We start from the raw sequence: 11,294 nt of genomic DNA on the forward strand, positions 1-11,294 counted from the left end.
TTCGTGTGAAGTTGAATTGAATTTTACATGAATTTCCTATAAATTTCGTTGTTATTCTATATCAATCACATTATTCGGTATTTATAGAAATAATTGTTGTTCCGATTGAAACTATCTATACATATAAAAAAGATAGTGGCCTATTAGGGAAAGGCATCTATATAGTATTCATAAAAATATAAATATAACAACAACTATAGAAAAAGCACGCTTATATGCGCATCATAAAAGTGCTTATTCATACAATTCTCATGTAAGAGTTATCGAAAATCATATGAATCACAGAGAGAAGGCGTTAGCTTTTATCGCTAATGCCTTTCTTTTTTGTTCCGTTTTCTTTGAACATTTCTCTATAATAAAAAGCATCTGAACACTCTCTGTTCAGATGCTTTCTTTACTTTCTCATATAAGGAGCTAATATTCTTAAAATCTCCGTTTTATCTTCTTTTAGCTCAAGGGATGTTAACATATCCATCGTTCGAGGACGAGGTAAGTTAACTTTCACCTCACCTACAATTGCTGCTGGTCTTTGTGACATAATAAACACCCGATCAGATAGTAATATTGCTTCATCTAAGTCATGCGTTACCATCACAATCGTTTGTTTCTCTTGATGCCAGGAATCTAGAAGCCAACGATGCACTTCCATTTTTGTGAAAGCATCTAACTTTCCAAATGGTTCATCAAGTAGCATAATAGGTTTTTCACATAAATAAGTACGAAGGAAACTAATCCGCTGTCGCATACCACCAGATAATGCATCTGGATAATGATTTGCATATTCAGACAGACCAAATTGTTTTAATGCTTCCATTCCTTCTGCAAGACGCTCTTTCTTCGGCTTTCCCTCAATTTCCAATGGAAGCACAATATTTTGCAAAGCTGAACGCCACGGAAGCAGTAAATCTTGTTGCGGCATATAACTCACGATATCTTGTTTTTGGACAAGTTCGTCATTATACATTACCTCTCCACTAGTCGTCTCTTCGACACTCGCAATCATATTTAATAACGTACTTTTTCCGCAACCACTTGGCCCTACAAATGAAACAAATTCACCCTCGTGTATCGAAGCACTAATCTTCTCTAACACATTTTTCCCATCGAACGCCTTCACAACATCTTTTATTTGTAATCCGCTCATTTTTCACTTGGAAGGAATTCATTTGTAAAGGCATCTTTTACATCAATTTTCTTTTTAATAACTTTGTTATCATATAAGAAATTCATGTAATTTGTCCAAACTTCTTCCTTTTGTACTCCCCATGCTTTTGCATCATCCTGATATTTTGTACTTAACCACTTTTGGCTCTCTTGCACTAAATCTTTATTAATATCTGGTACGTTTTTGATTAAAATATCAGCAGCTGCTTTCGGATCCTTAATCGCAAAATTATATCCTTCCGCTGTGGCACTCATAAATTTTTTCACAAAATCTTTATCTTGTTTCGCATGCTTTTCACTTGTAATAATAACAGGGCTATAAAAATCTAGTGCTGGATCTAAATCTTTTACCATAATTGTATTTAATTCTTTTCCTTGGCGCTTCGCTTCGATGCCATCCCATCCATAGTAAATCCATTCAAAATCTGCGTCACGACCAATCGATTTAAAGAAATCTGTTTGTCCAAGCACAATTTTGTTTACTTTACTAAAGTCCGCTTGATGTTTATCCATAATTGTTTTTAATGTTGCTTCTTCCGCTGGTGCTCCCCAGCCTCCATAACGCTTGCCTTCAAAATCTTTCGGTGAAGTAATATTATCTTTTTTCAAAGATGCAAATGCAGATGTGTTATGTTGAATAATTGCTCCAATCGAAACAACTGGAATTCCCTCAACACGTGCAGATGTTACATTTTCTTGATAACTCACACCAAAATCTGCTTTTCCTGAAGCAATCATTTGCTCTGCTGATACATTATCACCCGGTTGAATAATTTCTACATCTAAACCTTGCTTCTTATAATAATCTTTCGTCTTTGCTACATATAAACCAGTATGGTTTGTATTTGGGAACCAGTCTAAAACAACTGTTACTTTCTTCCCTTTATCTGTACTTTCTTCTTTCTTCGCCGGATTACAACCAACGACACCTACTGCGAGTAGTGCAGCTAGCATAACTTTTAAGCCTTTTTTCATTTTCTGTCTTCCTTTCTGTATATCCATGGTGCTGTTATTCTTGCCATAAACTCTACGATAAAATACAAGAGCAATGTCACCATGACGATAATAGCTGCGATACCGAAGACACGAGCAGTTAAAAAGGATTTTGTCGCTCTTGTGAGCATAACTCCTAATCCTTCACTTGCTCCAAGCCACTCCCCAATAATCGCCCCCATCACACTATATGTGACAGCAATTTTTAATCCCGAGAAAAAATACGGAAGCACGGCAGGGAATTTTACCTTTTGATAGATTTGCCACTTTGTTGCACGCATTGTTTGTAATAACTTGAGCATGTTTTTATCTACCGTTTGAAAACCTTCTACGATGCTAAGGGCAATCGGAAAGAAGCAAACAAGAATAACAACCATCACCTTTGGTAACATGCCGTATCCGAACCAAATAATAAATAAAGGTGCGAGCACCACGATCGGAATCGTTTGTGAAATAACAAGCAACGGATTAATTAAAATGCGAAAGAGCGGAATAACATCCATAATAATAGCAATACTCGTTCCAAGCAGAATCGCAAAAAATAACCCGATGATAACCTCTTGCAATGTTTGCAGCGTATTTGGCAGCAATAAATCCTTCATTCCAATCAGTTCCTGTACAATAGCAGAAGGCTTCGGTAAAATCCACGATTCAATTTGAAATATTGAAACCGATCCTTCCCATATAGCAATGAGAAGGATAAGCCAAATCGTTGTAATTGTTATGTTAGATCGCTTCTGGTTTTTCATATTCATCACGATACTTCCATACCTTTTCATCAATCGTTACACCTGTACTTGGACGATAATGGATTTTAATAGAAGTAATAACTTCCTCTGCACCAGCATCGACGCAAGCTTGTTGTGCACGTTTAATGACATCAAGAAGTACGTCTAATTCTCCTTCCAGTGTTGTTTCCATCGCTCCTACTTCATAGCGAACGCCTGATTGTTGTACGACTTCAATCGCTTTATCAACAACTGCATATAAATCTTTCGTTTTTGCTTGCGGTACTACTGAAAATGAAATTGTAACCTGTTGTGACATGCTAAAATCCCCCTTGCGAAATATGTTTGTAAAAAGAAAAGGCTTTCCTACCATCACGTAGGAAAGCCTTGTATGCAAGTTATTATAAAATAACATATGCTACATCACTTTAAGTAACTCCCTACGCTGGCATTATCCAGATCAGGTTGAGGGTCGATGTATTCTTACATCCTCTCAGCCAATTGGCTCCCCGGTTCTTAATTCGTTTTCATTGTAGCATGATTTATTTTATTGAACAAACAAAAGAACAAGGTGTGGATTTTTACCACACCTTTTTTACATTCTATTAACTTTTAAATTCACCAATTAGTTCTTGTAATTCTTGAGCAAGCCAACTTAAGGATGTAGCTAACTCCGCGATATCTTGAACAGACATTTCTTGCTCTTTCATACTCTCTTCTACATTGCTGCTACTATTCGCATATGTCTTAGCAATATGGGACAATTCATCAACAACTTGAGCAATTCCTTGGCTGCTTTGGAAAATATCATTTGAATTACTAGAAACGTCTTTAACTTGATTCGTAACAGATTGTGCCGATTTTGAGATTTTTTCGAAGAAGGCACCACTGCTCTGGACAAGTGTAATCCCAGATTCTACTTCTTTCGAACCTTTTTGCATCGAAACTACAGCTTCTTCAGTTTCTGCTTGTGTTTCTCCAATTAATTTAGCAATATCTTTAGCTGATGCCTCAGTCTGTTCTGCTAGTTTACGTACTTCGTCTGCTACAACAGCAAATCCTCTCCCTGCTTCCCCAGCACGAGATGCTTCAATAGAAGCGTTTAAAGCAAGTAAATTTGTTTGATTCGAAATTCCTGTGATAACAGTTACAATGTCGCTAATTTGTTTTGAGCGATTTTCTAATGAATAAATAATAGAAGATAGATCTTGCACTGCACTTTGAATTAAGTTCATTTGGTTAATGATTTGATCAATGACTTCATTTCCTTCTACTGAATGATGCTCCATACCTTCAGACGCATTTGCAACCTGTTTAGCAGCACCTGTAATCTCTGCTATTTTACTTCCCATCTCATGTACAATATGTAAACATTTTTGTACAGAAGCTTCTTGAGACTGCGCTCCTTCATTTAAACCTTCCATAGAGCTTGCAATCTCTTGAACTGCCATGCTGTTTTCCTCTGTACTTGCTGATAGTTCTTGTGAAGAAGAAGAAACTTGTTCTGCCGTCTGCTTTACTTTATCAATAATCGATTTAAATTTTTCAATTGTAGTATTGAAATAGGTATTAATAATCCCAATATCATCTGGTCGCTCTCGTAATTGAATACTTAAATCTCCCTCACCTACTTTACGTAACCCTTCACGTAACTCTTGTAACGGAGCTAAAGAACTGCGGACAATAAAAAATTGAATTACAGTAGCAATTACTAATGAAATAGAAATAAAGATTAAGCCTTGTATAATAAATTTTTGCTTTGTACTAGGAACGATAGAAGCATCTACATCAGCTGCAACAACTGCAATAATGTTTTTTTCTTGATCAGTAATTGGTTCTAATATCGTTACCCATGTACCCAAATCATCTTTATACACTTCTGTCATTTGTGCCTTCTTCGTATCCATTACTTTATGGTATGCGTTCATCCAACGATCAGGCATATCAAAATAATCTCCTGGTTTCACATTTAGGGACTCTGCTACCTTGGTGCTTAAACCAACAATTTGCGGCTCACCCTTTTCATTCGTTTTTGGACCCATTACATATGCTTGTCCCACGCTTTTTAATTTTTTTGTAACCCCATCTAGTTGCTCCGTTAGCTTCTCTTTCTTCACTCTTTGACTTGCAGGGTCCTTCGCAATATCTTCAATCATTTGCTTGTCTAACTCATTTAATACAGTATCCCCTGTTTCAATAGATTGTCTTTCAAATAAAGACATCATGTTGTTTTGGAACATATTAAAACCGAGTACTCCCATACTTGCAACAAGGGTTAAAATAACAAGGACGGTTAATAATACATTTTTCTGTAAAAACGATAACTTGTGCCAATATTTCTTCATCAAAATTACCTCCTTTATTTTTCGTATAATAAGATATAGAAATATAAATAACACCCAGAAATGATAACACTACTCATTTAAGGGTGTGTACATAAAAAAAAGACCAATGTAAAAAAGCATTGGTCAAGACCAACCCTATCCGTCCGGTAACTGGCTAGCTTAGTCTATTTTGACCTTAGCTCCTATAGTTTTGCGCCCTCATGTTTCCATTAGTTTGCCTTTCTCGCTGAACGAGTTGAACGATATGGGAGTTTTATGAGAATTAAATATTCTCTTTCACAGGTTACAACATAAAAATTAAATTGTCCACTTATTTGCACATGTAAATATAAAATTCAAATAAAAAGTTTTATCAAAATAATTCTATAAAAAGAGTGAATGTTACTTTTTATGTGTTATATAATAAAAAAGGTTTATAAATAAAGGTTTCATTTGGACACTTTATTGATTTTTACACAAATTAAATTATCCAAAAATATCTAATCCTATGAATTTCGGAGGTAGTTTATCATGTTTTGGCTACAATTTCTTACTTTACTGCTCTGCATTTTCATTGGCGCACGCCTTGGCGGAGTTGGTCTAGGAGTAATGGGTGGAGTCGGTATGGCAATCCTCGTATTTGTCTTCCACTTGCAACCTACAGCTCCTCCTATTGACGTTATGCTGATGATTTTAGCAGTAATTACAGCTGCTGGTGCATTACAAGCAGCAGGAGGAATGGATTATCTTGTCCACCTTGCAGAAAAAGCATTGCGTAAAAATCCAAAGCGTATCACATTTTTCGCACCTATTGTAACTTATTTATTTACGCTGTGCGCTGGAACTGGTCATGTTGCCTATTCTGTACTTCCTGTTATCGCAGAAGTATCACGTGAATCAGGAATTAGACCTGAACGCCCGATGTCAATCGCCGTAATTGCTTCACAACAGGCAATTACAGCAAGTCCAATCTCGGCTGCAACTGTTGCTCTTTTAGCAATGCTAGCTGATTATAAAATTACATTGTTAGATATTTTAAAAGTAAGTATTCCTTCTACTTTTATTGCTTGTATGTTAGCAGCTTTTGTTGCTAGCAAAATGGGAAAAGAGTTAAATGAAGATCCAGAATACTTGAAACGATTAAAGGAAGGCATGATTCCTAAACTTGAAGAAAAGAAAGAGTTTGTAGGTACAAAGGGCGCCAAGTTATCTGTTATTCTCTTCTTATTCGCAACTATTTTTGTTGTTCTTCTCGGTTCATTCGAAGCACTTCGTCCAGGATGGATGATAGATGGAAAATTAGTTCGACTTTCCATGCCAAACACAATTGAAATGGTCATGTTAACAATTGCTGCTCTTATTATTATCTTCTGTAAACCAAATGTAGAAAGTATTGTATCTGGTAATGTCTTTAAAGCAGGAGCTACAGCTGTCGTTGCCATTTTTGGTATCGCTTGGATGGGAGACACATTCTTTAACGGAAACTTGAATATAATTCAAGGATCCATTCAACACTTAGTAACAAGTGCACCATGGCTATTCGCTATCGCACTATTTATCTTATCAATCTTACTATATAGCCAAGCAGCAACAGTACGTGCTCTCGTGCCACTTGGATTATCACTTGGCATTTCACCGGCACTGCTCATTGCAATGTTCCCTGCAGTAAATGGTTATTTCTTCATTCCAAACTACGGAACCATTGTTGCTGCGATTAACTTTGATCGTACTGGAACAACACATATCGGTAAGTATGTATTAAATCATAGCTTTATGATTCCTGGTCTTATCGCAACATTTACTTCCATTGGAATTGGAATGCTACTCATTTCAATCATGTTTTAATGAACGAAAAGCACAAACTTTTTTTCAAGTTTGTGCTTTTTTCATTTAATCAAACGTTTGTTTAAAACTTTCATTCAATAACCTCTACGTGATACCCTTTCCTTTCTATTCCACTTAATATTTCTTCAATATGATTTTTATCTTTCGTCTCTAATGACAAGTGGATCTGCGCATACCCTGGAAACACCTTTGTTCCAATTCGTTCTAAATGTATATTCAATACATTTGCTTCAAAGCTTGTTACGATTTCAAGTAAATGTTGCAAATATCCTGGTTTATCTTTAATCATTGTTGCAATATGAACAAAGCGTCCGGCTTCAACCATGCCATGCTCAATGATACGTGCAATAAAGTTTACATCAACGTTGCCACCACTTAAAACCGGAACAATTTTCTTCTCTTTCACTGGGATTTTTTGATAGAGTAAAGCAGCCAATGAACTAGCACCCGATCCCTCTACTAATAATTTATTGCGCTCAAGTAGCATTAACATCGTTCTCGAAATTTCCATTTCATCTACACAAAAAATATCATCCACATAACGTTGTACAAGTTGAAATGTTAAATCTCCTGGCCTTTTTACTGCAATACCATCAGCCATAGTCGGTGCACCATCTACTGTTATCACTTTCTTTTCTTGAAGTGATTGCTTCATCCCTGGACAAGCAAGTGCTTGTACGCCATATATTTTCACCGACGGTTTTTGCTCTTTAATCGCCATCGCAACACCTGCAATTAAGCCGCCGCCTCCAACAGGACAAATAACAGCTTCGACGTCATCAAGTTGCTGCATGATCTCTAATCCCACTGTACCTTGACCAGCAATCACTGCTTCATCATCAAACGGGTGAACAAATTTTGCACCCGTTTCTTCTTTCAAATCTAACGCATATGCCAAAGCATCATCAAATACATCCCCTTGTAGTTCCACATGCGCACCATATCTCTTTGTCGCAAGTACCTTACTTAGTGGTGCACCTTTTGGCATTACAATCGTGCAGGGAATACCCAGCATATTACTAGAATAGGCGACTCCTTGCGCATGATTTCCAGCTGATGCTGCAATAACTCCATTTTCTAATTCTCCTTTTTCAAGAGAAACCATCTTATTATAAGAGCCACGTACTTTAAAAGAACCCGTCTTTTGTAAATTTTCAAGTTTTAAATACACTTCATTATTTGCTAGCTCGCTAAATGTACTTGAATAATCTAGTGGTGTGATATGTACAATGCCTTTCATTTTCTCATAAGCAGCTATAATATCCTGTAAAGAAATCATGCATTCGCCTCCGAAACGATATATGTTCATATATATTAGTTTGAGCGACAAGATTTGTTTTATACGATTTTCTAACTCAAGCCCAATTCATTTTCAAGTATTTGTTATTATCTAGTTTGGTTCTACTATATATTGAACAGCTTCTGATAACAATTTTGTAAAATCATCTGGAAAAAGGTGCCCTAATCCTTCTTTCACAATTAGTTTACATTTGATATCATACTTCTCAAATATAGACATCAATTCAATTGTCTTCTTATAAAATGGATCTTTATCCCCCGTAATAATGCATCCTTTCAAATTAGCTACCTGCTTTGTCTGAATCAACTTTTCTATAGACTCTATGTCTCGAATAGCTGGTATAACAGCAATGAATCCCTTAGTAGCTAACAGATTATCATTTAAACTTAACTCTATTGCTAAGTTCCCTCCTTGAGAAGCACCAGCAATTATTATTTGTTCCATATTATACTTCTCTTTAAAGTCACGAAATGTTGTAGAAATATCATTTAGAGCTATATCGTGCTTATCCCAGCAATAAGAATTCACTCCATATATTTGTGAGGACTGCGGAAATCCTAAAATATACTGCAACCCATCATCATACCAATACGGTGCAAAATCATTTACATTCGAACCTCTCCAATGTAACGAAAATATTCCAGTGTTTGAATCTTCATTTCCATACACAAATAATTTAGAACTAGAATTCAATTGATGATTATTTAAAATAGCTTCACATTTCTTTACAATCAGTTTGAATTCTTCTCTGCTTTGTAATTCATGTAAGTCTGGATCACTCATTAAGGTATATGGATTCCACCAAACTCCTTTTGTTAAAGCTGCATTCAAAATAGCAAGAGCTTCCTCTTGTTTACCTTGGAGGGAATAAGCACATGCCTTCCAAAAACTCGTTTTATCTAGCCTTTCAGGGAAATCCTTTTGCGCTTTATGAATAAGTCTATGCATGGCCTCAAAATCCCTTTTTTCAAACAACTTGAACAGTTCATTTTGCAGCTCAACAAATTTTATTTTTATCACAAAGATTCCTCCCTTGTTTTTTCTAAATTATACCATTAGATCATTGCGATAAGACTGAATATTCAAAAGTAAATCTTTAAAAAAGATCACACAACACTTGCTATGTTGCGTGATCTTTTTTCATTCTGTCTCAATAAATAAATTATTTTTTTACTTGCTGAGCTAATTCCTTCGTACTTTCATACGCCGAATCCGCTAAACTAATTGCGGAAATAACGGAAACTCCATCTGCGCCTGCCTCGATAACAGAAAAAGCATTTTCAATTGTAATTCCACCAATACCAACAATCGGTACCCTGATCCCCTCTTCTCTAAAATGTCTTAGTCCTTCCGTCCCTTGAACTGCTTTTGTATCCTTTTTTGTATTTGTCGGGAAGATAGGCCCTACTCCTAAATAATCCGCTCCACTTGCAATTGCAAAACGTGCTTCTTCGATTGTATGAGCAGATACTCCAACAATTTTATCTCCCATTTTTTCACGAACTGATGTGATTCCTTCATCGTCTTGTCCGACATGAACGCCGTCTGCATCTAATTCAATTGCTAGTTCTACATCATCATTTACGATAAAAGGCACACCATATTCTTTACAAAGCGCTTGTAGCTGCTTTGCAAACTGCAATCGTTCGTTTCCAGTTAACGCTCCTTCCCCCTTTTCACGAAATTGAAAAAGTGTTGTTCCACCATCTAGTGCTTCTTTCATTATTTGCAATGGATCCTTTTGGCAGTTATTGCTCCCCATAATAAAATATACTTGCAATAACTTGGACATTTGTTGCATTTCAATACGCGCCATTTTTCCTCCCACCTTCTTACTGCACCTTTTGTATCTTTCCATATTGTTCAATATCATCTGCAGTAGTGTTTGCTAGCTGATTCAAAAATTCAATTTGGAAGCTTCCTGGCCCTAGCTCTACTGTTTTAACAGCTGCTATTTCCGCTGCTACACCATAAAACGTTAATGCAGCAACTGCAGCTTTCACATAATTTTGTTCAACGGCTGCGAATGCTCCCATTACAGAAGTTAATAAACAACCTGTTCCTGTAACTTTCGTTAAAATTTGATGACCATTATGAATCATAAATGTTCGTTCTCCATCTGTAACAATATCTTCTTTTCCAGTAATTACCGCAACTGTATCTAATTCATCAGCTGCTTGTTTTGCAATCCCTACTACATCACCGTTTCCAGCTCCAGCATCCACACCTTTAATTGCCCACTTTTCATTAATAACATTAGCAATTTCTGCTGCGTTCCCGCGAATCATCGCTAACTTCACTTCACTTGGTATATGTCTTGCAACTTCTGTTCGGTATGAAGTCGCTCCTGCACCAACTGGATCAAATAACACAGGGACATGATGTGTATTTGCTGCTTTTCCAGCAATGAGCATCGCTTCTACTTCTTCAGGACGAAGTGTTCCCATATTTAGAACAAGCGCTCCTGCAATGCTAGCCATTTCTGCCACTTCTTCTTTTGCATACGCCATCACAGGTGATGCCCCTAATGCCAATAAACCATTGGCCGTAAAGTTTGTTACAACCACATTTGTAATATTATGTACAAGTGGATTCGTCCCTCTCACTGTTTCCACTACTTTTGCGATTTCTTGTAAATTCATTCTTTTCATCTCCTAACTTAATAATGGGAGATACACAAAAAGACACTTCGCGTATGCAAAGTGCCTGAACATGTGCTTGTACACTCTCCCTACGCTGGCATTATCCAACAGGTTCAAATGGTCAACGACAGATTAGCCGTACTCTCAGTCTGCATCCGCAAACTCCCATGTGTTTTCTTATTCAGCTACTTCAGAGTCTACTCTTATTCTAGTAAAATAACAAGCGCTTTACTTTCTTATACAATTATATATACATCAATTAAAAAACCGACATAAAAACCCTCTTTTTAGGTGGGAG

General features: G+C 36.5%; 10 protein-coding genes and 3 riboswitches. Of the genes, 1 reads left to right on the forward strand and 9 read right to left on the reverse strand.

Annotation, left to right across the window (positions count from 1 at the left end; translation table 11 throughout):
* Nucleotides 1–394 precede the first annotated feature (394 nt).
* The 5 genes from V7183_RS20415 to V7183_RS20435 all read right to left on the reverse strand — a co-directional run bounded on the left by V7183_RS20415 (nucleotide 395) and on the right by V7183_RS20435 (nucleotide 5,230).
* On the reverse strand, nucleotides 395–1,144 hold the full coding sequence (locus tag V7183_RS20415; RefSeq protein WP_097898702.1) for an ABC transporter ATP-binding protein: 750 nt from the start codon (nucleotides 1,142–1,144) through the stop codon (nucleotides 395–397).
* Nucleotides 1,141–2,139 carry an ABC transporter substrate-binding protein gene (locus V7183_RS20420; protein WP_097898701.1) on the reverse strand — a complete coding sequence of 333 codons (999 nt, stop codon included), beginning with the start codon at nucleotides 2,137–2,139 and terminating at the stop codon, nucleotides 1,141–1,143. The genes V7183_RS20415 and V7183_RS20420 overlap by 4 nt, the downstream gene beginning before the upstream one ends.
* On the reverse strand, nucleotides 2,136–2,912 hold the full coding sequence (locus V7183_RS20425) for an ABC transporter permease (RefSeq protein ID WP_335360651.1): 777 nt from the start codon (nucleotides 2,910–2,912) through the stop codon (nucleotides 2,136–2,138). Before V7183_RS20425 ends, V7183_RS20420 begins: the two co-directional genes overlap by 4 nt.
* Nucleotides 2,884–3,204 (reverse strand): MTH1187 family thiamine-binding protein, encoded by a 321-nt coding sequence (locus V7183_RS20430; RefSeq protein ID WP_097898699.1) that lies wholly within the window; start codon nucleotides 3,202–3,204, stop codon nucleotides 2,884–2,886. Before V7183_RS20430 ends, V7183_RS20425 begins: the two co-directional genes overlap by 29 nt.
* 101 nt (nucleotides 3,205–3,305) lie before the next feature.
* A riboswitch (TPP riboswitch) is annotated at nucleotides 3,306–3,407 on the reverse strand.
* A gap of 83 nt (nucleotides 3,408–3,490) precedes the next feature.
* Nucleotides 3,491–5,230 carry a methyl-accepting chemotaxis protein gene (locus V7183_RS20435; RefSeq protein ID WP_335360652.1) on the reverse strand — a complete coding sequence of 580 codons (1,740 nt, stop codon included), beginning with the start codon at nucleotides 5,228–5,230 and terminating at the stop codon, nucleotides 3,491–3,493.
* 142 nt (nucleotides 5,231–5,372) lie between these two features.
* A riboswitch (cyclic di-GMP riboswitch) is annotated at nucleotides 5,373–5,459 on the reverse strand.
* Between the two features lie 281 nt (nucleotides 5,460–5,740).
* Here V7183_RS20435 and V7183_RS20440 point away from each other — a divergent pair.
* A complete protein-coding gene (locus V7183_RS20440) occupies nucleotides 5,741–7,054 on the forward strand; it encodes an anaerobic C4-dicarboxylate transporter family protein (RefSeq protein ID WP_097898697.1) in 1,314 nt (437 codons plus the stop codon).
* A 70-nt stretch (nucleotides 7,055–7,124) separates the two neighbouring features.
* Here V7183_RS20440 and ilvA read toward each other — a convergent pair whose 3' ends face one another.
* The 4 genes from ilvA to thiM form a co-directional block, all read right to left on the reverse strand.
* Nucleotides 7,125–8,333, reverse strand: a complete 1,209-nt coding sequence (gene ilvA / locus V7183_RS20445) for a threonine ammonia-lyase (RefSeq protein WP_335360653.1) — start codon at nucleotides 8,331–8,333, stop codon at nucleotides 7,125–7,127.
* A gap of 111 nt (nucleotides 8,334–8,444) precedes the next feature.
* Nucleotides 8,445–9,374: a TPR end-of-group domain-containing protein gene (locus V7183_RS20450; RefSeq protein WP_335360654.1), complete on the reverse strand. Its 930-nt coding sequence runs from the start codon at nucleotides 9,372–9,374 to the stop codon at nucleotides 8,445–8,447.
* Nucleotides 9,375–9,516: 142 nt separating this feature from the next.
* A complete protein-coding gene (gene thiE, locus V7183_RS20455) occupies nucleotides 9,517–10,170 on the reverse strand; it encodes a thiamine phosphate synthase (RefSeq protein WP_335360655.1) in 654 nt (217 codons plus the stop codon).
* Between the two features lie 16 nt (nucleotides 10,171–10,186).
* The gene (gene thiM, locus V7183_RS20460; protein ID WP_438825186.1) at nucleotides 10,187–11,005 is read right to left on the reverse strand and encodes a hydroxyethylthiazole kinase; all 819 of its coding nucleotides are present in this window, start codon (nucleotides 11,003–11,005) and stop codon (nucleotides 10,187–10,189) included.
* Nucleotides 11,006–11,065: 60 nt separating this feature from the next.
* Nucleotides 11,066–11,175: riboswitch (TPP riboswitch) on the reverse strand.
* Nucleotides 11,176–11,294 lie beyond the last annotated feature (119 nt).

It is taken from the genome of Bacillus sp. JJ1127, from assembly GCF_036965845.1.
GTDB lineage: Bacteria > Bacillota > Bacilli > Bacillales > Bacillaceae_G > Bacillus_A.